This window comes from Paenibacillus sp. IHB B 3084, from assembly GCF_001447315.1.
Lineage (GTDB): Bacteria > Bacillota > Bacilli > Paenibacillales > Paenibacillaceae > Paenibacillus.
The window spans coordinates 3560751-3585088 of the sequence record NZ_CP013203.1 but is presented as its reverse complement, the minus strand read 5'-3'; the positions used below and the strand labels follow the sequence as shown (position 1 = coordinate 3585088).

At 45.6% G+C, this 24338-nt stretch carries 20 protein-coding genes and 2 pseudogenes; 8 read left to right on the top strand and 14 right to left on the bottom strand.

Annotated features, from left to right (window positions below; translation table 11 throughout):
• Nucleotides 1-153: 153 nt before the first annotated feature.
• The gene (gene def / locus ASL14_RS16735) at nucleotides 154-735 is read right to left on the bottom strand and encodes a peptide deformylase (RefSeq protein ID WP_134912565.1); all 582 of its coding nucleotides are present in this window, start codon (nucleotides 733-735) and stop codon (nucleotides 154-156) included.
• Between the two features lie 336 nt (nucleotides 736-1071).
• Here def and ASL14_RS16730 point away from each other — a divergent pair, with 336 nt between their 5' ends.
• Complete coding sequence (locus tag ASL14_RS16730) at nucleotides 1072-1638, top strand: hypothetical protein (protein WP_134912564.1); 567 nt, start codon at nucleotides 1072-1074, stop codon at nucleotides 1636-1638.
• Nucleotides 1639-2006: 368 nt separating this feature from the next.
• Here ASL14_RS16730 and ASL14_RS16725 read toward each other — a convergent pair whose 3' ends face one another.
• The 5 genes from ASL14_RS16725 to ASL14_RS16705 all read right to left on the bottom strand — a co-directional run bounded on the left by ASL14_RS16725 (nucleotide 2007) and on the right by ASL14_RS16705 (nucleotide 7346).
• Nucleotides 2007-2981, bottom strand: coding sequence for a polysaccharide pyruvyl transferase family protein (locus ASL14_RS16725; protein ID WP_044644526.1), 975 nt, complete (start codon nucleotides 2979-2981; stop codon nucleotides 2007-2009).
• The gene (locus ASL14_RS16720; protein ID WP_134912562.1) at nucleotides 2956-4335 is read right to left on the bottom strand and encodes a lipopolysaccharide biosynthesis protein; all 1380 of its coding nucleotides are present in this window, start codon (nucleotides 4333-4335) and stop codon (nucleotides 2956-2958) included. The genes ASL14_RS16725 and ASL14_RS16720 overlap by 26 nt, the downstream gene beginning before the upstream one ends.
• 72 nt (nucleotides 4336-4407) lie before the next feature.
• A complete protein-coding gene (locus tag ASL14_RS16715; RefSeq protein ID WP_134914561.1) occupies nucleotides 4408-5361 on the bottom strand; it encodes a glycosyltransferase family 2 protein in 954 nt (317 codons plus the stop codon).
• 40 nt (nucleotides 5362-5401) lie between these two features.
• Entirely contained in the window at nucleotides 5402-6343 is a 942-nt protein-coding gene (locus ASL14_RS16710) for a glycosyltransferase family 2 protein (protein ID WP_134912560.1), read from the bottom strand.
• A gap of 202 nt (nucleotides 6344-6545) precedes the next feature.
• Nucleotides 6546-7346, bottom strand: coding sequence for a DUF1836 domain-containing protein (locus ASL14_RS16705; protein WP_134912558.1), 801 nt, complete (start codon nucleotides 7344-7346; stop codon nucleotides 6546-6548).
• A 223-nt stretch (nucleotides 7347-7569) separates the two neighbouring features.
• On the opposite strand from ASL14_RS16705, the gene ASL14_RS16700 reads away from it, so the two are divergent.
• Both ASL14_RS16700 and bacA read left to right on the top strand, forming a co-directional pair.
• Entirely contained in the window at nucleotides 7570-8940 is a 1371-nt protein-coding gene (locus tag ASL14_RS16700) for a hemolysin family protein (protein WP_134912556.1), read from the top strand.
• A 128-nt stretch (nucleotides 8941-9068) separates the two neighbouring features.
• Nucleotides 9069-9866 carry an undecaprenyl-diphosphate phosphatase gene (gene bacA, locus ASL14_RS16695; protein ID WP_134912555.1) on the top strand — a complete coding sequence of 266 codons (798 nt, stop codon included), beginning with the start codon at nucleotides 9069-9071 and terminating at the stop codon, nucleotides 9864-9866.
• Nucleotides 9867-9994: 128 nt separating this feature from the next.
• On the opposite strand, the gene ASL14_RS16690 is transcribed toward bacA, so the two are convergent.
• The 6 genes and pseudogenes from ASL14_RS16690 to ASL14_RS16665 all read right to left on the bottom strand — a co-directional run bounded on the left by ASL14_RS16690 (nucleotide 9995) and on the right by ASL14_RS16665 (nucleotide 15324).
• Nucleotides 9995-10321 (bottom strand): thioredoxin family protein, encoded by a 327-nt coding sequence (locus ASL14_RS16690; RefSeq protein ID WP_044644532.1) that lies wholly within the window; start codon nucleotides 10319-10321, stop codon nucleotides 9995-9997.
• 207 nt (nucleotides 10322-10528) lie between these two features.
• A complete protein-coding gene (locus tag ASL14_RS16685; protein WP_134912553.1) occupies nucleotides 10529-11440 on the bottom strand; it encodes an aldo/keto reductase in 912 nt (303 codons plus the stop codon).
• A 243-nt stretch (nucleotides 11441-11683) separates the two neighbouring features.
• A complete protein-coding gene (locus ASL14_RS16680; protein WP_134912551.1) occupies nucleotides 11684-12667 on the bottom strand; it encodes a siderophore ABC transporter substrate-binding protein in 984 nt (327 codons plus the stop codon).
• Nucleotides 12668-12679: 12 nt separating this feature from the next.
• Nucleotides 12680-13437: pseudogene (locus ASL14_RS16675) on the bottom strand (iron ABC transporter ATP-binding protein).
• Nucleotides 13431-14381, bottom strand: coding sequence for an iron chelate uptake ABC transporter family permease subunit (locus tag ASL14_RS16670; protein ID WP_134912549.1), 951 nt, complete (start codon nucleotides 14379-14381; stop codon nucleotides 13431-13433). The pseudogene ASL14_RS16675 and the gene ASL14_RS16670 overlap by 7 nt, the downstream one beginning before the upstream one ends.
• Nucleotides 14371-15324, bottom strand: coding sequence for an ABC transporter permease (locus ASL14_RS16665; RefSeq protein ID WP_134912547.1), 954 nt, complete (start codon nucleotides 15322-15324; stop codon nucleotides 14371-14373). The genes ASL14_RS16670 and ASL14_RS16665 overlap by 11 nt, the downstream gene beginning before the upstream one ends.
• A gap of 322 nt (nucleotides 15325-15646) precedes the next feature.
• Between ASL14_RS16665 and ASL14_RS16660 the strand changes: the two genes are divergently transcribed.
• From ASL14_RS16660 to ASL14_RS16645, 4 genes are all read left to right on the top strand, one after another.
• Entirely contained in the window at nucleotides 15647-16324 is a 678-nt protein-coding gene (locus tag ASL14_RS16660; RefSeq protein WP_134912545.1) for a response regulator transcription factor, read from the top strand.
• 1 nt (nucleotide 16325) lies between these two features.
• The gene (locus ASL14_RS16655) at nucleotides 16326-17243 is read left to right on the top strand and encodes a sensor histidine kinase (RefSeq protein WP_134912543.1); all 918 of its coding nucleotides are present in this window, start codon (nucleotides 16326-16328) and stop codon (nucleotides 17241-17243) included.
• Between the two features lie 105 nt (nucleotides 17244-17348).
• Nucleotides 17349-18026, top strand: coding sequence for an ABC transporter ATP-binding protein (locus ASL14_RS16650; protein ID WP_134912541.1), 678 nt, complete (start codon nucleotides 17349-17351; stop codon nucleotides 18024-18026).
• Entirely contained in the window at nucleotides 18023-20563 is a 2541-nt protein-coding gene (locus ASL14_RS16645) for an ABC transporter permease (RefSeq protein WP_134912539.1), read from the top strand. Before ASL14_RS16650 ends, ASL14_RS16645 begins: the two co-directional genes overlap by 4 nt.
• 114 nt (nucleotides 20564-20677) lie before the next feature.
• Here ASL14_RS16645 and ASL14_RS16640 read toward each other — a convergent pair.
• Nucleotides 20678-21209, bottom strand: a pseudogene (locus tag ASL14_RS16640) (GNAT family N-acetyltransferase).
• A 238-nt stretch (nucleotides 21210-21447) separates the two neighbouring features.
• On the opposite strand from ASL14_RS16640, the gene ASL14_RS16635 reads away from it, so the two are divergent.
• Complete coding sequence (locus ASL14_RS16635) at nucleotides 21448-22419, top strand: ring-cleaving dioxygenase (protein WP_134912537.1); 972 nt, start codon at nucleotides 21448-21450, stop codon at nucleotides 22417-22419.
• Nucleotides 22420-22582: 163 nt separating this feature from the next.
• Here the strand turns inward: ASL14_RS16635 and ASL14_RS16630 are convergent, their stop codons facing one another.
• Nucleotides 22583-24280: a M3 family oligoendopeptidase gene (locus ASL14_RS16630; protein WP_134912535.1), complete on the bottom strand. Its 1698-nt coding sequence runs from the start codon at nucleotides 24278-24280 to the stop codon at nucleotides 22583-22585.
• Nucleotides 24281-24338: the final 58 nt, after the last annotated feature.

Genomic DNA, 24338 nt, shown 5'->3' with positions numbered 1-24338 from the left:
CGTTAGATAAGCGCTTACATTATTATGTATTCCTTAACTCACCGCATCACGATGTACATGATTCCAGTTTAAAGCTTCGCAACCTCTATATCTATATTTTTTTGCAAAATAAAAATGTGGCGAACAGAGTCACCACACTTTACGGATCATGAACTATTCACGCACAAAAGGTTCGATATGCACACCCTGCGGCAGCTTTTGAGGATCGTCCGGGTTAATACGGTCATAGAACATGATGCCGTCCAAATGGTCCATCTCATGCTGTACCACAATCGCCGCGTAGCCCTTGAGGGTCAGTAGCTCCTGCGTTCCGTCCAGCAAATTGGCCTTAATGCGAATTTTTTCATAACGCGGGACATATCCGGGTATGTAACGATCCACTGACAAACAGCCCTCGCCCTGTTCCAAATAAATCATGGACGTCGAATGGCTGACCAGCTTGGGATTAAACAGTGCATACTCTACCGTTTTGTCTCCATCCTGATAATAGACAGCACACATTCTTTTGTTCAGACCCACCTGGTTGGCTGATAATCCCACACCCGGACGCAGATCATAACGGGTTGCCATCTCTTCATTTTGACTATTTTTCAGATAATCCATCATCCATTGCATCTGTTGAATATCCTCTTCACGCAGCGGCAAGCATACCGGTTCAACCTTCGTACGCAAAATCGGTTCCCCTTCACGTACGATATCCTTCGTGAGAAGCATCTCCATCGGTTGATTGCTCATTCATCAGCCTCGATTCATTTTAATAAATATACTTTCATGTGATCCTGCGAAATATGGGTAAAGTTCTCGGTTTTACTTCAAGTTTTATCCCATAAATTATATCTATTCATGAAATGAATTGTCAAAATAAAGCGGTATTTGGAGTAAGGCCTAAATTCATCCCGTTAAACATTCATAAGCTTAATTGTTCACCAGTTTAACTAGACAATCTTTATCACATATTTATGATAAAATACTATTTTTTTGCTTGTTGCACAAAGTTCGTATTCTTTATCAATAATATATTAAGTTATTAATTAATAGAAATATAATTTATGATGAAAGAAGGTTATTCTATTGAATTTTAGCAAAAAGAAAGCAAGTCAATTGTTAGTTGCTTTTATGGCATCTGTTGTTGCGTTTGCACCGATCGGTTCCAGTGCTACAGTTTTTGCGGAGAATACACCTCAAAATGAGAAAACAATTAGCGTGGATAGAAAGGGATACACGCCTATTGTAGATAGAATAGAAAATATCCCAAGTATTAGTGAACTGAAAGCATTAGGTTTATCAGATGATGAAATTCAAAGATTGCTGTCCATAAAATCCTCTGGAATATATTTAATTGATGGGGCTGCCTATGATCGTAACGGCAACTCTTTAGAAAAAAATGATTCGGGAGCAATCAACACTCAAGGTAAGTTATCTTGGGCTGTTAAGTTATTAAGAGCAGCGTGGGATAAACTGCCGACAGGCGTTCAAAATGCTATAGGCGGCACAGCAGGATTTGCTACTCTATTAAGCATTATAGATACCTATACAGGAGCCGTTGAAGATGCTGTGTTGGAAGGCTGTAAGGCACTAGGTATGTCGGATACGGTGGCTTGGTGGGTAACAAAAACCTTAATGGCGTTTGTTTTGTGATTTGAGGAAAATGCCTTTTAAAAAAAATACTGCGAATACAACTAAAAAAACAATGATTATAGCGGTTAGTAACATTCCTATTCCCGTCCAAAAGCCGTATTGAAAAACACTTATTACATTCTTTGGAGAAGTAACGAGATTAACTAGCGTGGTTATGGCTACGATAATCAAAGTATATAACAATGATTTTTTTAACATTTACGACACCTACCTCTCATAATTCATATTATTATACATTATTTATTATAAAAAAATAAAAACCGAGTTGCATCAGTAATAGAAGCAAAAAAACTCCTAAACTAAAAAGGTTCGGAGTTTTTTTGCCGTTTCACAGTTTCGAAGTTACCACTCCGCAGCTTTTCCCTACATTAAGACGGCTGCTCCAGCGCATCAGGTGTATCGCTGAACAGCTTCGCCTTGGGATTAGGCTGTGTCCAGGTGTTATAGTATTGCGAGTTTTTGCCGTAAGAATTATCAATCACGACATGCGGCATGTCGAGCAGGCAGGCCAGGATATGACCATGCAGCCGTGAGGTGCGAACCTCGCGGTAAGAGCTGAACAGCGTAACCGCTTTGTTCATGAGGTGGTCGGTGTACTTGTACCAAAAGGTACGTGTAGGCAGCGGACCGCCGATTTTCTTGTCCAGACGGTAAAACTTCTGGAAGTAGACGATCCCTTTCACTTCCAGCGGAGTGAACAAAGTATCCCAGTCCAGTCGGTGGGCGGCATCTGCCTCGTCGTCGAATTGCTTTTGCCCTCCTACGGTTTCAATATCCGTGCGCAGGAAGTACAGTACGTCCTTGACCGTTTCCGTAGTCGGCTTCAACGGCCAGAGCTGGTGCGCCATGTCCGGGCATAGCGTGATGCTGCACTGATTCAACTTCTCCTTGGCCCACTGATATGAACGTGTATCCCGCACAAACATATGTAGATCCGGGTGAGCATTGAACAGCGCAGCGACCTCATTCCCCTTCTGTTCAGATTGAAAATGGATCGTCTGCGGCATGATTACAATCCGGTGGCTCGGAAAATCCCGTACGATGCGTTCCCGCAGATTTTGGTGATTTGAATATAAATCACCGAAATTGCCGCCTCCGTGACACACGATAATCCAGTCTCCCGGAATTTGAAGCTGATCGGGGATATCCATAGCACTGTAACGGGCACGAACACGGATACCGTTATCCTTGAAGAACGCCTCGGTGCCTTTCATGATGAGCACGTCTCCACCGTTGTTATACACGGGGTAGTCAACATAAATGATGTTCGAACCTTGGGGGACTACGTCGAGAATGACGCTCAGCTTATTTTTCAGTTTAGCCATGGGATGCGAATTCGGCATCTTTCAGTTCTCCCTTCCTGCGCTTCTTTTGTATGGTCTGAATGACAAATGTGATATCACTTTTATCAAAAATGATCCGTGATAACGGAACATCGAAAAACATCGGGAACGAAAACAGCGAGAATGCCAACCGTACACAAGCGCCTACGAGCAAAGCAATGGCAATGCCGTCCAGACCGAAGATCGGGGTACAAATAAAGAACAGCCCGACGGTAATGGCATATGCCACAATTTGTCGGAACAGCACAAGTCCCGGCCGCCCCAGTGCGTTGAAGGCTGAAGCCAGAATCCAGGAGCCGCCTCCGATGATGCACTCCAGCGACAGCAGATAAAAGGTTAACGATGCTTCCAGAAAAGCGGGGCCGTACAGCAAACCCAGCATGTATCGTCCAATGAACAAAGCAGGCACGATGACGATCAGCATCGCAGCCATGGAGATGCGAAAAGCACGACCGACGGTTTCGACAATTTTGCTGTGCTCCATTCCAGTCACCTTCGGAAAGGTTACATTCGTAACAGCGTTCTGCACCACATTGAACACACGCGACAGAGCATAGACGACAGAGTACAGACCGAATGCTTTGGGGGACAATAACGCCACAATAACGATTTTGTCTGTTTGGGTGGACAGCGTCCCCATCAATTCCATCCCGTAGACTCTCGCCCCATAGCTATAATAAGGGCGGAGCACCTGGCGGCTGGTGAACAGGCGGAAAGTACGCAAATTCATATGCTTGCGCAAACGGAGGAACGCCCATACCAGCGCAAGGAAACTCGCGGCAAAATTCACGGCCCCTGCCAACTGCACATTGAGCAGCCCCATCAGCCATAATGTCACCAGACCGATGAAGTTCAGCAGCGGATAGTAAAACAGCAGACCGTTATATACGCTAAACCGATCCAGTCCTTGCGACAATGCCGTTGTCAGTGCCGTAAGCACCGCCAGCGGAACCGCCGCCGCACAATAGAGCTGTGACAGGTGAACGATATCCGCACCATAGCCGTTCAGCCATAGCGGCATACATATCCACGCTACAGCTCCCGCCAGCAAGCTGGCAGGCAACTGAATCCACAGCGACAGCGCCACCAGCTCCTCTGTCGTGCCTGTTTTCTTCTTGAGGTTATAAATCAGCGACGTAGGCAAGCCGAAGCTCAGCACGCTACCGATCAGCGTAGGCCAGAACAGAACCGCCGCCAGTTCTCCTTTCCCCTCGACTCCGAGCATACGTGCGGTCAGGATGGAAGTCAGGGTCGTGACGATCAGCACGAAAAAATTGTTAAAACTCGTGCGCATGATCGTTTTGGCGAGACTGTCACCCGTGAATACTTTCCTTGCTGCTGTCCATGTGCTCATGTTACGTCCAACTCCTGTTCCTTATTAAGCCTCTCGTCTCTATGTTCACATCGCGCTCCTGCCGCACCTCCATCAGCCTACCGTTTTTTTGGAATTGCGTTCAGGCAGCTGATCTCCGCCAACAGGCTCCTCCGGACTTGAAAAGATCGCCTTCAGCGCTTTTCTGTAGCCTTGAATGGCAGTATGATTTTTCTTGGGCTTCTCTCTCAAAATCTGATACAGCGTCGTCCAATACAACGCAGCATAGCCAATCGGCCCGGATCGCTCGTCCCGCAGCAGATGAATATGATTCATCACCCGCATATAAGTGACCTGCTCCATATTGTCGCGCGAGGACGGCGATTCGTGGTGAAGGAGCGTAAGCGCCGGGTTAATGTACAGCGGGCCGCTTTTCATGGCAATTCGTGAAAGTAACAGGTCTTCCCCTACGCTATAGCTTTGCAGCCAAGGCACAGGCTCCAGACTGCGAATCGCCTCACGACGAAATGACATATTGCAGCCGTGAAAAAACTCGGTTCGAAACGTCTTTTTCGCCTTGTGCCAGTTGTACATCGAGCCGGACTGACCGCTGAGGGACAGTTTTCCTTTGGACAAGGACTGTTGGAATGACAGCAGGCAACGAATGGTTCCCATGAAGCTGTTGCTCATACCCTGTGCAATGCCACCGACACCAGCAGCCTGCGGATAAGCCTCATAGGTGCATATCAGCTCGTTCAAGTAGTTGTTCGGCAGCTCAACATCATCGTCAAGGAACAAAATGATGTCACCCTGCGCAAGTTCAGCTGTCTTTACACGAGATAACCATAATCCCGGCTGCTCCTTGCGATGATATCGGTAGGTAATTCCCGCTCTGCCCAACTGACGTTCATAACGTTCCAGCACATGCCTCGGCAGTTCTCCATCATCAATAATCCACAGCTCGGTTTCACATGCCTCCGGTGCCCCAGCAATAGCAATTGAATTGATGCATCGGGTCAGATCGTCAACCCGATTTCGGGTGCACAGGGCAATGGACAAGCTTAACATCATACTCCCCCTTTATCCTGAAAATGTGTGTGGAATCAGATTACTGAACCGCAGGGCCTAAATATTCGTTATATTTTTGCTTGCGCGGGTTCAGAATGAACAGCACCCCCTGCTTGTATCCTTCTGCGGCATTAAAGTTACGGCGTAGTATTTCCTTGAACATCAGGTAGGACAAGGTCCATAAAAGCGCTCCGTACTGGATGGCTCCCGCCTTTTTCAGAGCAAGAAAATAATAGTGATTGATCGCTGTAGCCTTGGCTACTTTGCCCGCCTTATCGCGCGAGCTTGGGGATTCGTGATGAATGATCGTCAAGTCGGGATTGATAACCAGTTTGCCATAACGGCTCGCCAACTGGCACATGTACAAATCGTCAGCCACGGCATAGCTGGTCATCCACGGATACGGCTTCATATCCCGAAGCGCATCCCGCCGGAACGACATGTTGCAGCCATGAAAAAATTCCGTATCAAAAACCTCCGTCGCTTCTCCCCAGCGCAGCAATGAACCTGCCAGGCTACTGGGCGAAAGCTTGCCAAGAGACGGAGACATCTGAAATGTCAAAATGCCCAGCAGCTTCCCTGCCCGGCTCGAATGTAGTCCCTTTGCAATCCCTCCAACACCCACAATCGTTTCATCCTGATCATAGGTATCGAGCAAGCGCCGGATATAGAGTTTATCATCCAGTTCGGCATCATCGTCAAAATACAGCACGATATCATACCGTACGAGAGACAACGCTTCATAGCGGGACAACCAAACGCCGGGACGACTTTTTTTATGATACTTCAAAATGCCTTGAGACAAGCCGGATACCATGTCACGGTACAGCTCGACCTGTTGGTCGGAAATATCGCCGTCATCCACAATCAGCAGCTCTACAGCCGTATGCTCCAGCTGCTGCTGTCCTGCAATAGATTGTATACAGCGTGTCAGATCTTCGATCCGATTGCGGGTACAAATGATGATGGAGACATCGGACATGCCATTACCTCCTGTGTGTATCCAGATGCTTTGGAAGAGATATTCTAAGTTTTTCCAATTGCTGGATGATATATGTTTATTGTATCTTTGACAGCGTTTTAGTGTATATACCTCTTTTGTATACTTTTTCAGTCTCCAAAAGGGTAGACAATACTCGAAAAAGGGCAAAAAAATAGGATCGGCTTCTAGCGCCAATCCTGATCTACCCTTGAAAGTCCAGAAACAACGTCGCATTCACATACCTGCGTGCCATGGACAAAAAATAACTATTTTGCACCGATACCGCAGCTACCAGCAATGTATTCCGAACGGCTTGACACTGGATAGGGGTCAAATGCTGCAAACGACTCGTGTATTGATCTGCCGCCTGAATCAGCAATTCCTCCGTCGCACCTTCCTGACGCTGCTGCCCTGTAGCGGAATTCTCGTTTTCTTTGGCAAGCACGGCTCCTGCCACATCCAGCAGTTGATCTCCATTCGCATCCAGCTCCTCAAACAAGGTTGAATAAGCAGCGTACAAATCGACCGGCTGGATTAGATCATCCGTATCATCCTCCGGCTGTTGGAACAGGATATGAAATAACTGACGGATGGATTCAAAATCAAGACATGATTTCAAATCCTCCACAATGAGCAGCAGTGCGGCCTGGTTGACTGAATATTTTTTACCGATCTTCGGTGATCCGAGAAATTCCTTGAAGTCGCGTTTGACCCAATTCTGCATAGAGGCCAATGAAACATGACTATACTCGACCAGTTGGCCGAGAGAAACGATTTCCTGTAGCGAAAAAGCTGCGCTGTGTTTGCCCTTGATAATTTTATCCAGCACAGGCGTTACCTCAGTATACAAAAATGTCGGCATCGTACTGCCGGGACGGCCCGGATGGATATGGGTGCGTCTCCAGGCATCCTGAAGAACGGCCAACGGCTGCAATTCGCGGCGACCTTCCATCGCCAGCAGCAAATGGGCCATATCACGGCGTGTGAGGGTAAAAGACTCCATCTGCTTTCCTCCCTTTAAACCATTTCAAGTTCATTTGAACTCATCATACGCCCATAAACTAGGCTTGTAAAGTGAAGCAATGGTCCGTGCGGGTTCTGTTTCGCCTTATTTTCCGTACAAATTGGAGGCAGGTGACCTGCTATGATTGGATATGAACCTTGTATATTTGCTTTTAAGTTCTTAAAATAAGTTCAAGTGAACTTAAAATGGAGTTCATTAAAAATTGAACGAAAAAGGGATGAGTGAAAATTACATGGGTATAGGTGTCAGTCTATTTTTGTTCGCGGTGTTGATTATATTTAGTGCTTTCTTCGTGGCTACCGAGTTTGCGATTATTAAAATCCGTTCCAGCCGGGTCGATCAGCTGGTAGTGGAGAACCGTAAAAACGCACTGGCGCTACAAAAGGTCGTCAATAATCTGGACGGCTACCTGTCCGCCTGTCAGCTTGGTATTACGATTACAGCGTTGGGACTCGGCTGGCTCGGTGAACCGACCGTGGTCAAATTGCTGGAGCCTCTCTTTCAACAGCTCAACATCAATGGGGAATTTTCACATATCCTGGCCTTTATTATTTCATTTGTCATTGTAACTTACCTGCACGTGGTTATCGGTGAACTGGCTCCCAAAACGCTGGCGATCCGCAAAGCGGAAGCAGTAAGCTTGTTGACCTCCCCGGTCATCGTATGGTTTAACCGGATTATGTATCCGTTTATCTGGCTCCTGAATGGCTCGGCCAACCGTTTGGTTCGTTTGTTTGGTCTTCAACCGGCAAGCGAGCATGAGGAAGCGCATTCTCAGGAGGAAATTCAGATCATTTTGTCCGAAAGCGTGGAAAGTGGTAAGATCAATAACACCGAATATGGCTACGTGAATCGTATCTTTGCTTTTGACGAGACCGTTGCCAAAGAAATTATGGTGCCACGTACAGATATGGTATGCTTGTTTACGAATCGCTCGCTGAAAGAAAACATGCTGACCATTCACGAAGAGCAGTATACCCGTTTTCCGGTGGCGACAGAGAACAAGGATCAGATCATCGGTATGATTAATACCAAGCAGTTGTTCCTTGAGTATGACCGCAACCCTGAGCTTGATTTCAATAGTCTGATTCAACCGATCCTGACTGTTCCGGAAGTTATACCTGTCAACACGCTGCTCAAACGCATGCAGAAGGAGCAGGTTCATATCGCCCTTCTCGTCGATGAATACGGCGGAACCTCCGGTCTGATTACCATCGAGGACATTTTGGAGGAAATTGTTGGCGAAATCCGTGACGAATTCGATAAGGATGAACGGAAGGAAATCGAAAAATTAACGGAGAACAGTTATTTGATGGATGGCAAGGTGATGCTTTCCGATTTGAGTGATCTGACTGGCTTGACGTTGGACGATGAGGACGTGGATACTGTCGGAGGGTGGGTGTATAGTCGGGTTCCGGAACCTAGACAGGGCAAGGAATTCATAGAAGATGATGTGAAATTTATCATTCGTGAAATGGGTAAAAATCGTATTCGACGGGTGGAGATTATTCTGCACAATGAATCTCCTGTATCCGAGTTGGAAGCGGAATCTGACACTTCTTCCCGGGAGTGAACCGCTGTGACCTGAGCGGCTTGCACTGTGCACTTGACACTTGCGTTCACTCCTACTGAAATGACATACTTCCAGGGCAAACGGCTTAGGCCGTTTGCCCTGCACGCGTGTAAGGAGGAACTAATAAAGTGGATATTTTATCATCTATTATTATGGGTATTATTGAAGGGCTGACAGAGTTTTTGCCGGTCTCTTCGACGGGTCATATGATCCTGACGGCTGATCTTCTGGGGTTAAACACGGAGAATGATACAGTCAAAACGTTCGAGGTTATTGTGCAGTTGGGTGCTGTGCTGGCGGTTGTCGTATTGTACTGGCGCAGGTTCCTAAGCTTATTTGATTTCAGACGCAAAATCTCGAGCCAGCCACGTCTAAACCTGTTACATATTATTTTAGCCATGATCCCAGCGGGGCTAATTGGCGTACTGTTCCGTGATGTAATCAAGCAGTACCTGTTTGGTCCTGAAACGGTTTTGTACAGTTTGGTTATCGGGGGCCTGCTAATGATCGCAGCTGAGAAATTTCATCCGCCTATTAGATCACATACGCTGGATGAGATCACATACAAACAAGCATTTACCATCGGTATGTTCCAAGTCCTAGCTCTATGGCCAGGATTCTCCCGTTCAGGCTCAACCATGTCTGGGGGCCTATTCGCACGTGTAAGCCATACGGCAGCCGCGGAATTTACATTCCTCGTATCTGTTCCGGTCATGCTGGGTGCATCGGGTATTGATATGATCAAAAGTATGGATCATCTGTCTATGAGTGATTTTCCGGTGTTCGCGGCAGGCTTTATCACTGCCTTTATCGTCGGAATGCTGGCGATCAAAACGTTCCTCGGTCTGCTCAAACGCTTGAGCCTGACTACATTCGCCATTTACCGCTTCGTGCTGGCTGCTGTGTTCTTTTTCATTATTTTATAAGCCGTTGTTTGGTACCGATAACTAAAAAGGGATATCCATATGGCCTGAATGATCAGTCCTTGGATATCCCTTTTACTATTTTGCTGAAAGGAAAGATAGTCTGGAACTATCTCTATTATTCGTTCTGATTATTGTTTTGATTCCAACGTGGTCAGGTATTCGGAGATTTGTGCTGGCGTCTTGGCATATTTGCTGTGCAAATGAGCAATTTTTTCGCCGTTACGGAAAACGAGCAGGCTCGGAATTCCACGTACCTGATTTTCTTCGGCAATCGGCTGGAATTTCTCAGCATCAAGCGCAAAGAAGCGCTTATCTGCATTTTCCTCGATAATGCCACCCATGAATTTATCCAGTGTTTTGCAATCCGGACACCAGGTTGTATCAAATTTTACGACCGTCAAGCCGTCACCGTTAATCAAATCCTGATACTGCTGCTGTGATTCGATGCGTTCCATTTGTTGGTTCCTCCTAGAGTATATTTATGAACGTCTCCATAACCAAATATGGATTATAAACCTGAGCTTATTCTTATATTGTAATGATTCTTTCATATATTGCAACTATGGCAAGTACACGTTCAAAAGTATGAACCAATTTATCGGCTGGCAAATCACATTTCCGACCGTGTGACAATGTTCCCCTCTGCCCTACCTGTGCTCATATTAACGGTATTGCGCATCATAGCGGTTAGCCCGGCTAATTTGCTGTAGTGCCTCCCGCTCCTGCTTGGATAACGGCGGGATACTGGCTGCTGCGATATTATGCTCCAATTGTCCCCGTGAGCTTGCACCCGGGATGACAGCAGCAACAGCCGGGTGAGACAGGCTATAACGGATAGCTGTCTGCCCCATGCTGCGCTCTGCACTCGTAAATGCCTTTAATTGCTTGCGTAAGTCCAGCAGCTCTGCCTCTTCGTAGTCCAGATAGCCCTTGGCTACCTTGCCTTCTCCTTCGTCGGTCAATACGCCGCTGGCAACAGGCCCGCGTGCAATGACGCTGATTCCCCGATCCTGAAGTAATGACAGTACCTCTTCCTCTGCCCGACGGTCCAGCAAGCTATATTGATTCATGACGCTGACGATATTAGAACGCTCGACATATTCACGGATGACGTGAGGACGAATCGAAGAAATGCCATAATAACGGATGACCCCCTCCCTTTTGAGCTGTTCAAAAGCTTCAATCGTTTCGTCGATGGGATCGTCAATCGTCCCACCGTGAAGCTGATACAGGTCGATATAGTCCGTTCCCAGGCGGCGCAGGCTTTCTTTGACCGCAGACAGAATATACTCCTTGGACGGATCCCACCCCCAGCCCACTTGGCCCGGCATACGCCGATTACCGACCTTGGTCGCCAAAACGACATCTTGACGCCGTCCACGGATCGCTGCACCCACGATTTCCTCATTACGTCCGTGATGGTACAAATCCGCCGTATCCAGCAGGTTCACGCCCCGATCCAGCGCTTCATGGATCAGGTAAACACCTTGCTGTTCCTCCGTACCGACCGACATACAGCCCAAGCCAATCTCGCCTACCAGCAAATCCGAAGACCCCAGACGATTTTTCTTCATCTATTGGTTCCCTCACTTTCATTAGCGTGTAACATTAAATTTTGAATATTACTCTATTATACGCAAAAAATAACCCCAAAGGGCATAGAGACTCCACGATCTCCAATCCTTTGGGATTATTGCATAAAGTCCATATTACATTCGTGCTATCAGAACAACCACTTGATGGCCTCGGGGAATTGACACTGGAAATCTAGATGACCTTTCATCGTATGCAAATCTCCATCGTGTACAAGTTATCCATTACAGCGCGGCATCCATTTCCTTGATCATTTCGGACACGGATTCCAGACCATTACCTGACAAGTACCAGTAGTTCGGGTCAAGATACACAATATGACCGTTTTTAAATGCATTGGTTTTCTTCACCAGCTCGTTTTCAATCGTTTGTTTGCCTGTGACCTGTTCCTTGCCTTCCTCTACCACGACTGCTCCACGGTCAACGACAAAGATGTAATCCGGATTTTTTTGCTGTACATATTCAAAAGAAACCTTTTGTCCATGCGTGGATACTTTAATGTCAGGATCTACAGGGGTTACGCCGAAAGCATCATGAATGATACCGAAGCGGGATTGTGAGCCATATGCGCTCAGGCTTCCTTCATTCGTCAGCACGATCAGTCCTTTAGCTTTGCTCGCTACCGCCTTGTCATGTACGGCCTTGATGGAGCTATCAATCGCAGCCAGTTCCTGCTTGGCAGCATCCTCTTTGTTGAAGATTTGACCCAGTGTTTCAACGTTTTTCTTAAAGGAGTTTATATAATCCTTGGTGTCTACAGCCAGCGAAATGGTGGGTGCAATTTTGCTCAATTCTTTGTACGCATCTGCTTGTCTGCCACCGATGATGATCAATTCAGGAGACAGATCGCTGATCTTCTCGTAATCCGGTTCAAACAGCGTGCCTGCACTTGCATATTTGGAATCTTTATATTTGTTCAAATACGTAGGAAGATCCTGCTGCGCTACCGCCGCAACGTCAACACCCAGCTTATCCAACGTATCCAATGAGCCAAAATCAAAAACAACGACATTTTTCGGATTAACTTTGACTTGGACCGGGTTTTCATCCAGTGCATGTTTAACCTCGATGGTTTTGGATTCTGTTGTTGCAGCAGAAGATGAACCGTTGCCAGTCGCTTCCTGTGTAGCTGGAGCCGCTTTGCCACAGGCTGACACGATCAGTACCAGCGCCAGTATCAGCGTTAAAAACATCATATTTTTCTTCATTTAACATTCCCCCTAAGTGAAATAAACGCAAATTTTATGTTCCCCGATCTGTTGAATCGGAATATCCATATCGTACAAATCCTTTAATACCTGACTATCAATCATCTCGTCAGCCGTTCCTTGTTTTAGCAACCTGCCATCCTTCATCCCCACAATATAGTCCGAATAGCAGGATGCGAAATTAATGTCGTGAAGCACGACCAGAATCGTTTTGCCGAGATCATCCACCAAAGCGCGTAGCGTCTTCATAATCTGAACCGAATGCTTCATATCCAGATTGTTCAGCGGCTCATCGAGCAGTATGTATTCCGTGTCCTGAGCCAAAATCATGGCAATAAAAGCCCGCTGTCGCTGTCCCCCACTAAGCAAATCAATATGCTTGTCCTTCATATCCTCCAGCCCCATGTAGGCCATAGACTGCTCCACCATTTTGCGATCCTCGCTGTTCAATCTACCCTTGGAATACGGAAAACGGCCGAAGCTGACCAGCTCCTTCACGGTTAAGCGGATATTGACATCATTGGTCTGTTTTAAAATGGATATCTTCCGAGCCAGCTCCTCACTTTTCGTCAGGCTCACGGCCTGCCCGTCAATCAGGATTTCACCCTCATCGCTGTCTGTCAGACGACTGATCATCGACAACAAAGTGCTTTTTCCCGCGCCGTTAGGTCCAATAAAGGAGGTAATCGTGCCTTTAGGTACAGTGACGGATACCTGATCCACCACATTTTATTCCCGTAGCGTTTGGATACGTTTTTGACTTCTACCATGACTTATTCTCCCGCAGCAAAAGATACAGGAAGTACACCCCCCCGATAAAGTTAATAATGACGCTGACCGTTGTCGATAAGTCGAATACTCTTTCTGCCAGCAGTTGACATCCTGCCAACGCAATGACACTGACACAGATAGAGGCCGGAATAATATAACGATGCTGATAGGTTTTCATCACCTGATAAGCCACATTGGCCACAATTAATCCGAGAAACGTAATCGGTCCGACCAGTGCCGTGGATATGGAGATGAGAATCGCTACGATCACCAACAACCTTTTAATAATAAAACCGTACGGTAGCCCCAAGTTAATCGCATGCTCCCGTCCGAGCGACAGCACATCCAGATACTTGATGAACCTCCACGCATAAGCGAATACGAGCACAAGAATCACGACTGACAGCCACAGCAGCTCGGTGTTCACATTACTAAAGCTGGCAAAGCTTTTGTCCTGAATCTTGGCATATTCGTTCGGATCAATCAGCACTTCCATAAAGGTAGATAAACTGTTGAACAGCGTGCCGAACACCAGTCCGATCAGCAGAAGTACATAAATCCCGCGTCCGTCCTTGCGAAAAATTAATTTGTACAATAAACCCGCGAACAGCACCATCAGTCCCACAGATAATAAGAAATTCAGCTCCCGGCTGGTCGAAATGAACGGCACGGAGCCAAATGCAAAAACAATGGTCGTCTGAACCAGCATATACAGTGAATCCAGTCCGACAATGCCCGGGGTCAAAATTTTGTTATTGGTAATCGTCTGGAAAATAACCGTTGCAAAAGCAATCGATCCACCTGTCAGGATGAAGGCTGCGATCTTTTTCAATCGTCGCGGCAGCGCGTAGTGCCAGGTATGCGGAAGATCTATAAACACGAAAGCAGCAATCAACAGAAGCGCGGTAGCGGCTAATATGCCGATTTTTAATTTAGGATTCATAAGCCCTTCTCCTCAACAGCAAATACAAGAACAACGCGCTTCCGATCACACCAACCGTAAGCCCTACAGATATTTCATACGGATAAATGATGACCCGTCCCAAAATATCGCAAAACAGCACAAAGACGGCGCCCAAGGTCGCGGTATGGGCCAAACTTTTTTTCAGATTATCGCCCATATACATGCTGACCAGATTGGGTACAACCAGCCCCAGAAAAGGGATCGTTCCCACGGTCAATATGACTACGGAGGAAACCAAAGCCACGATCACCAGACCAACGTTGACGGTGCGCTTGTAATGTACGCCCAAATTTGCCGCAAAATCCTCGCCCATGCCTGCAATTGTGAAACGATTCGCATATATGTACGCTAATGCAACCAAAGGAACACTAAGATACAGCATCTCATAGCGACCACTCATCACCAGTGAAAAATCACCCTGCATCCACGAGGAAATGCTCTGGATCAGATTGTATTTATAGGCGAAAAAAGTCGTCACCGAATTTAAAATGCCCCCGAACATTAAACCGACCAGCGGGATAAATACCGGGTCCTTGAAACGGATTTTATCCAGTATTTTCATGAAAATCAGTGTCCCCGCCAGGGCAAACCCGAAAGCCGTCAGCATCTTCGTCCAAAATCCCGCCGCTCCAAACACCATAATAGCCATCAGCACACCCAATCGTGCCGCATCCATCGTCCCTGCAGTGGTGGGAGATACAAATCGGTTCCGGGTAAGCTGCTGCATAATGAGCCCACAGATACTCATACTCGCCCCTGCGATAATGATACTGATCAAACGTGGGAATCTGCTAATCAGGAGTACCTGCGCCTGATCGTTGGTTAAGTGGAACAAATCAAGTGGAGTTACATCATGAACACCAATAAAAACCGAGGCGAAAGCCAGTATCAGAAAAACCAGTATTAAATAACGCAATTTCATCTCTAACTAAGGGAGCCTGTTCTCCAACAACCTGTACCAAGCTTCGGCCCTGTCCTCCCCTCCAATAATGATAATCATTATCAAAATGAACTAGCATAAATTATATCAGTCCTCGCGTATCTGTCAAATCTTTTGAAATGAACAAACATGAAAAAAAGATGCTGGCAAGTGCCTCGACAGCCTGAGAGCAAATGAGCAAATAAAAGCAATATCCTGTAAACTGGAAATAGAGAATTTTGAGTCCTCTTTTACATTTTTATTGTGAGCGGTTCTTGAAATCTGTGTTCAACGACTTGGTTAATCAAAATACAGGAGGAGAATGATGAACTACATATTAATCGTCGAGGATGATACCTCCTTGAGTAACGGTATTGTTCTTGCTCTTAAAGAACCTAACAACGTATTTGTGCAAACGTATGACATAGCTGCTGCAAAAGAACAATTGAACGTCACTGCCTTTGACCTAGTGATTCTTGATGTAAACTTGCCGGATGGGAATGGACTCGACCTTTTAACCGATATACGAATAAAAACAACTATACCCGTCATCGTTCTGACTGCGAATGATATGGAAACAGATGTCGTCACTGGTTTTGAACTGGGGGCTGACGACTATATCACCAAGCCTTTCAGTCTCATGGTACTGAGAGCAAGAGTCGGCGTTCAGCTAAAAAGAGCTGGGTATCCACTTTCCGATTCCTTTCAGCTTGATGGTTTTTCTTTTTCTTTTAACAAAATGGAATTTATTAAGAATGGTACGCCCATTGAACTAAGTAAAACTGAACAAAAATTGTTGCGCGTCCTAATCGATAATCGAGGCAATACTGTATCTCGCGATCATTTAATAGACAGCATCTGGACTGATGGAGCTGAGTATGTAGGTGAAAACGCCTTGTCTGTTACAGTAAAAAGACTACGGGATAAATTGGAGGACTCCCCCTCCTCTCCTCGATACATTAAGACAGTTTATGGTATTGGCTACACATGGGCGGTGAGATAATTTGTCAGCACTTAATTACATATGTATTGGAATTACCATTACTGCTTTATTCGCTGTCGGAACTGCCATTCTTCTATATCGCAAAAACGTACATAAAACCATGAAAACCATTCAGGAGATGATTGATACTGCAATAGATGGCAACTTTTCAGAGCGTGTTTTCGACGAATCCGTTTTATCTGCAGTAGAGACAAAGCTGGCACGGTTTCTTTCTATTTGTACCGTTTCTTCCAAAAATCTACTTGCGGAGAAAAACAAAATAAATGAGCTTATTTCTGATATTTCGCATCAAACGAAAACGCCTGTGGCTAATATCTTGCTGTATTCCCAACTGCTTAGTGAATACGAATTATCGCAGGATGCGTCCACTTGTGTGAAAGCCCTCTCCACACAGGCAGAAAAGCTTAACTTTCTTATCCAGGCATTGTTGAAAACATCACAACTTGAAACGGGGATTATCACAGTATCGCCAAGGCAGGAATCTGTTCATAAGCTCCTGCACAGTGCAAAGGAGCAAATTATGCCGAAAGCGGTTGCCAAAGGTATCTCGGTTGTTATGGAGAATACAACGATTCATGCATGCTTTGATCTGAAATGGACGACCGAAGCAGTCTACAATATTATGGATAATGCTGTGAAATATACAGAAGCCGGCGGGAGCATCTCCATAAATGTGATCGCGTATGATTTGTTTTGCCAAATTGATATTACTGACAATGGCATAGGGATTGCAGAAAATGAACAAGGTAAAATCTTCACCCGCTTCTATCGCTCCCCTACTGTAAATACGCAGGAAGGTGTCGGTATTGGGCTGTTCTTAGCGAGAGAAATCCTTGCGGCTGAAGGTGGTTACATCAGGGTACGGTCACGCTACGGCCGTGGCTCTACCTTCTCTATTTTTCTTTCTATGGATACTTAATTCTTTCAACACCGTTAGATTTCAGAAAGATTGTAGAAAGATTGATATGATACAGTTTGTATTGCAGGGCGCCACAATACAGACTTTTTATGGAGGAGAAAGTGTATGGCTCTATTAAAAACTCAGGAGTTGAAAAAGTACTACGGCAACGGGGATACTGCTGTCCACGCTTTAGACGGTGTGAACCTGAAGGTGGAAAGCGGAGAATTTGTCGCTATTGTCGGTACATCCGGGAGCGGCAAATCTACCCTTCTCCATATGTTGGGTGGACTTGATCGTCCAACAAGCGGAAACGTTACGATTGACGGCAAAGATATTTTTACATTGAAAGACGAAGAATTGACTATTTTTCGCAGACGAAAGATTGGCTTCGTTTTTCAAAATTACAACCTGGTGCCTGTCTTGAATGTCTACGAAAATATTGTGCTTCCTATTGAACTGGATGGTAAAGAGCCGGACAAAACCCACATAGATAAAATTGTACATACCTTGGGTCTTGACCAAAAGTTGAATAATCTGCCCAACCATCTTTCGGGAGGCCAACAGCAGCGTGTAGCCATTGCCAGAGCGCTAGCAGCGAAACCCGCAATTGTCTTAGCAGATGAACCCACCGGGAACCTGGACAGTAAAACCAGTCTGGATGTGATGGGGCTGATCAAAGTATCCAGTCAACAGTTCCGCCAAACGATGGTGATGATTACGCACAACGAGGAAATTGCGCAAATGGCAGACCGGATCATTCGAATTGAGGACGGTAAAATGGTCGGTGGTGAAGGCAAATGATTCAGGTTAGAAATAAAAAAACGATCCGCAATCTGGCAGATAAGAGCTTCAAAGTAAACAAAGCCCGTAACCTCTTTGCTATTGTTGCCATAGCTCTCACTTCACTGTTATTTACGACGTTGTACACCTTGGGGCTTGGCACTGTTGAAAACTTACAACGGGCAACTATGCGACAGGTCGGTGGAGATGGACATGCCGTACTTAAATATATAACGGATGACGAATTTAATCATGTCAAGGATCATCCATTGATCAAGGAAATAGCTTATAACCGTATATTAAGCGACAGAGTTATAAACGATAAATTCCTAAAACGCCATACGGAATTCTGGTATTACGATGATGTAGGGATGAAGCTTGGTTTTATTGAGCTTAAAGAGGGGCACAAGCCTGCGGCGGAAAATGAAGTAATCACAGACTCCAAGACGTTGCAGCTATTGGGTGTTCCACTGGAGGTTGGAGCACCTTTGAGGCTAAAGCTTGACATACGAGGTAAAGAAGTACAGCGTGATTTTGTCCTCTCCGGCTGGTGGAAAAGTGATCCTGTGGTTAACGTAGGACAAATATTCGCTTCTAAAGCCTATGTCGATGCTCATGCTAAGGAATTACAAAGCAACTATAAAAAGGATCACTTCTATACAGGAACCATTAGTGCATATATGATGTTCGACAACAGCCTTGATTTGCGGGGAAAGCTCAGTAAAGTGATTACCGAAAGCGGGTATTCGCTTGACGAAGATGCACCGAACTATATCGCGAATAATGTAAATTGGTCATACATCTCGACCAATTTTAGTGTGGATACAGAGACAATCATAGCGTTAACTTCTGCCCTGTTACTGATCATGTTTACCGGTTATTTGATTATATATAATATTTTCCAAATATCAGTGATGCGAGATATCCGTTTTTACGGTCTCTTAAAGACGATCGGTACAAGCGGCAAGCAGATCCGCCGGATTATTCGCAGACAAGCACTGATTCTATCAGCGCTTGGAATCCCAATTGGATTGATAGCAGGTTTTTTTATCGGTAAATCGTTTGTTCCTTATATCATAAAAATGAGTGTGTTTAACGGTACTGAGATATCAGTATCCCCTAACCCATGGATTTTTGTCGGATCTGCTCTGTTCGCGCTCATTACCGTAATGATCAGCACTTTCAAGCCAGGCAGAGTTGCGTCATCCGTATCGCCGGTAGAAGCAGTCAGATATACAGGTGGAGTAAACAAGGGCAATGGTAAGCTGAAAAAATCAACCGGAGGTGCAAAAATCCACCTCATGGCTCGTTCCAATTTGGGACGCAATAAAAAACGCACCGTTTTAGTGGTTATGAGTCTTTCTTTAAGTTTGGTTCTTCTGAATACAGTATTCACACTATCTCAGAGCTTTGATATGGATAAATTTTTATCCAAATTTAATGATACCGATTTTCTCATTGCTCATGCTGAATATTTCCAGGTTCCCAGCAGCTTCAGCGGCCAGGAAAATGAGACCACTGAAAGTTTTATTAAGGCTGTACAGGCACAACCGGGCTTTGAAGAAGGCGGCCGATTATACGGTGATCCAACAGCTCTCACTGCTGAGAATACAAAAGGAATCACAGATGATACCCAAAACAATGATGCTCGCGGCAACTTCCTTGTAGAAGTGTATGGGCTGGAAGATTTACCACTACATCGGCTGCAACTGATTGATGGTGAGCTTGATTTTAAGAAACTAGCTTCCGGTAAGTATATCTTGGAGGGAGTCGAACTGAATGACAACGACAAGCCTTACATGGAAAGCATTCATCATAAAGTGGGAGAGAATGTTACTCTGCATAGTTATGTGGGAACAGAAGATGCTTCACTGGATAGAGAGTATATAACGCATAAATTTACAGTACTTGGCCATGTAGGTATCAAATCTAGCAATTCGAACCGCCTTCAGAGCTATAGCTTCTACCTCCCGGCGGATATATACAAGCCACTTGTAAAACAGCCCGCTGTAATGAGTTATGCATTTAATGTATCCTCAAATCAGGAAGTGTCCATGCAGGGCTTTTTGAAGCGCTACACTGAAACAATCGAACCGATGATGAACTACGAATCCAAAATCACATCACGGGACGCTTTATCAGGTATGCAAACCACCGTTGAGATGATCGGCGGCCTGCTCAGCTTGATTATTGGCTTGATTGGTATCCTGAACTTTATAAATGCGATTTTAACCAGCATACTGACCCGACGCAAAGAATTTGCTATGCTGCAGAGTATAGGCATGACTAAAAAGCAACTGCGGGGAATGCTGATTTATGAAGGGCTATATTATGTTAGGGCTACTAGCCTAACCTCTATTCTATTGGCAGTCTTATTTTCTATTTTGATTGTGAAACCGTCTTGCAACTTGCTATGGCTTTTAAGCTATCACTTTATAATCTGGCCACTTCTAGTCTTATTGCCTTTACTGTTATTGCTTGGGATACTCATTCCAGTAGCAGTCTATTCTATGAATGACAAACAAAGTATTGTGGAGCGGCTTCGAGAATCAGAGTAGATGCACCTAAGAATATTAGAAAGTCCAAGATACCAGTGGGAATAAAAAAAGATGACTCCTGATAAATTCAGAGGTCATCTTTTTATGCTTAGAAAGGTATCTTTGTCTGTATACCTACAGTTCCCACTCTTCCCGCAGAAGCCCCATTCGGATCGAATCATAATACTGTTCATTATAAAATCTACACTTGCGAAGCCGGGCCTCCAAGGTCATCCCCAGCTTCTCCCCAACCTTCATCATCCGATGGTTTCCTGACCAGGTTGTAAAGCCTACTCTTACTAGAGGTAATGTATTAAACAAATGCGTGATCCACAGTCGAAGTGCCCTGGTACCATACCCACCGCTCCAATACTGCGAATCAAAAATGCCAATTCCCATATCAAGCCATTGGGAAGGCTTATGCTCCCAATAGTAGCTAACCGATCCAATGATCTTACCTTCCACTTCAATGAGCCAAAAGTCCTCTTGCCCGATTCGCTTTTCCTTATCTTTTAAATAATCATCAAAAGAAAGTGTCTTATGTTCATAATAAGGTGCATCCCACTGCTTCCATTCCGGTGCTTCTTCTTTATAAGTTAACGTCTAAAGAGCTTGTAAGTCTTCCTTCTGTAACGGGCCTAATGGTTAAATCCTTATCCGTATACAACGAACACACTCCTTTTAAATAAATTTCCAATCTGCCTTTAAGTATTTAATTTACATGATTATGCATTATTTTGTATTTCTTTTCCCCTACAGTTCTTGGAGCCAGGATACGTAATTTGAGTTGACAATCGCTCCAAAATAATATATCTTAATATAAAGACAATAAATATTAAGCAACGTTTACTACTGTTCATTTCGCTTTTACATGCTAATCATATAAAACCAAGGAGGACAATGACATGAAACTGTTAGGATTGCATCACGTTTCGGCGATTACGGCGGCGGCGGCTAAGAATGTTGATTTTTATACTCAGGTAATGGGTCTTCGACTCATTAAGAAAACGGTGAACCAGGATGATGTGAGCGTTTATCACCTCTTTTATGGAGATGAGCGCGGAACGGCTGGCACCGAAGTCACTTTCTTTGAGATTCCGCATGCTGGGCAAACTCGTACGGGGAATAACAGCATTTCGGCGCTTTCCCTGCGGGTACCGAATGACAAGGCACTGGATTACTGGAAAGACCGTTTCGAGCAATTGGATGTAAAACATGGTGAAATTACGGATCAAGCGGGACGTTTGGCGCTTTCGTTTGAGGATTTTGAAGGGCAGCGCTTCTTCCTGGTTTCGGATGAGCATGACAACGGAGTGCGGGGCGGTACGCCTTGGGAGAAAAGCCCTGTCCCTGCTGAATACGGCATCGTCGGACTTGGCCCGGTTCATCTGACCATTCCAAAAGCGGAGAACACGATCCTCATTCTGGAACAGGTGATGGGCTTCCGCAAAAAGGGCTCCTATCCTTCCACCGTTGCTGGGCAGCCTGATGTGGTCATCTATGAAACCGGCGAAGGTGGAACCGGGACCGAGGTTCATCTGGAAGAACGTAACGATCTTCCACAAGAGCGCCCGGGACGAGGCAGTGTGCATCATGTAGCCTTCCGTGTTGAAACTGAGGAAGAGCTCAAACAATGGGTAGAGCGTATTAACCAACTGCAAATTTCCAGCTCAGGGTTCGTGGATCGCTTTTACTTCCGTTCATTGTATTTCCGTGAGCCGAACGGCATTTTGTTTGAATTGGCAACCGATGGACCCGGCTTTGATACGGATGAAGAACTGGAGTTTCTGGGTGAATCGCTGGCGTTACCGCCATTTTTGGAATCGCGTCGCGCCTCCATTGAAGCCAACCTCAAACCGCTGAACACCAAGATTTAATAGAGTTATTTCAACTCCAAAATCACACAAAGCCGGGGACTTCTACATCATGTAGAGGGTCCCGGCTTTTTTCATGCAACAGCTCTGTTTCCACCCAAAAGGACAGCTCATCTGCAAGCCTTTAGGCCCTCACAGGTAAGCGAAATGCCCTTTTTGGTTAAGCTTACAGCTTTTTATCGTCCACGCTATTCAGCCAAGCTTCGATTTCTCCGATCACAGAAGCGATACATCCATCCTGGAACGGCGAGATCAGACCAGCCAGCTCCACCAAGCCGGTAAAAGAACGACTCCCCCCGGCACGGCACAGCTTCAAGTAATCTTCCCACGCAGCTGTCCGGTCGATGCTCATACGTTTCCAGAATTGGAATGCGCACAATTGCGCGAGTGTGTAGTCGATATAGTAGAACGGGGATTGGAAAATATGTCCCTGCTTATGCCAGAACGCGCCCTGCTCCAGATACTCGTTGCCTTCATAGTCCAAATGCGGTTTATACTTGCGTTCAATGGAGCGCCATGCGCTTTTACGTTCGGCTGGCGTCCAGTCTGGATGTTCATATACGGCATGCTGAAATTCATCCACGGCTACGCCGTAAGGCACGAACAGCAACGATGAGGACAAATGTTCAAAGTGATATTTATCCGTATCGTCCTCGAAGAACAGCTTCATCCAAGGCCATGCAAAAAACTCCATACTCATGGAATGAATTTCAGCCGCCTCCATGGTTGGCCAGTGGTATTCGGGGATTTCAAAATGCCGGCTTTCGTACACCTGAAAGGCATGGCCCGCTTCATGCGTCAACACATCGATATCACCGGATGTACCATTGAAATTGGAGAAAATAAACGGCGTGCCATACTCGCTCAAAAATGTGCAGTAGCCTCCGCTTTGCTTGCCCTTTTTGCTAGTCAGGTCCATCAACCCACGTTCGATCATAAAGCTGAAAAATTCATGTGTTTCCGATGAAAGCTCCTCATACATACGCGCTCCATTATGAATGATCCACTCCGGATCGCCTTTGGGTGTAGGATTACCTGACAAAAAGTTAAAGCCTTCATCATAATAGCGAAGCTGATCCACTCCGATCCGCTCGCGTTGGCGTTCCTTGAGCTTTGTTGCCAGCGGAACGATATGTTTCAGCACTTGTTCGCGAAAATTGGCAACCATAGTGGCATTGTAATCGGTACGACCCAAACGGGCATAGCCCAGCTCTACAAAGTTATCGTAGCCCAGCTTGTGCGCCATGCGCGTGCGTACCTTAACCAGTTCATCGTAAATTCGATCCAGTTCATCCTCATGCTCGCTCATAAATTGATACTTGGCCTCGGAGGCCTGTTTGCGTGTCTCCCGGTTTGTAGCCATTTCAAAAGGCAGAAGCTGCGACAATGTACGTTCTTCTCCCTCGAACGGGATCTTCGCCGAAGCAATCAATTGGGAGTATTCGGAGGTCAGCTTATTTTCCTGCTGCAAATCCTCAATAATATCCGGGTGGAACGACTTGAGTGATACCTCGGCAATACTGAAAAGCTGGCTGCCCCACTGGCTCTCTAGCTCCGCTCTGAACGGCGAGTCTACCAATGCACGATAGTAATCGGTTACATACTCCTGAATGACTGGCGTGAAATCATCAGCGTACTCTTGCTCTGCTTTGTAAAATGTGTCCTCCGTATCAATGGAGTGCCGAACCTCTACTAATTGCAATTGCGTTTCCACGTTACTGCGCAGCTTATTAATGGCATGAATAACTTCATTTTGACGCTCTACGCTGTCCGCTTCACGAAACTGCTGCAAAAGCGTTTTAAACCGCTGTTCAATTTCAGCTTGCTCTGGTCGGGTATAAGCCATTTGGCTGAATAATGTCATTGCTTCGAGTCCTCCCTAAATTTAATAAATCTGATGCTTATTATACAGTACGACTAGA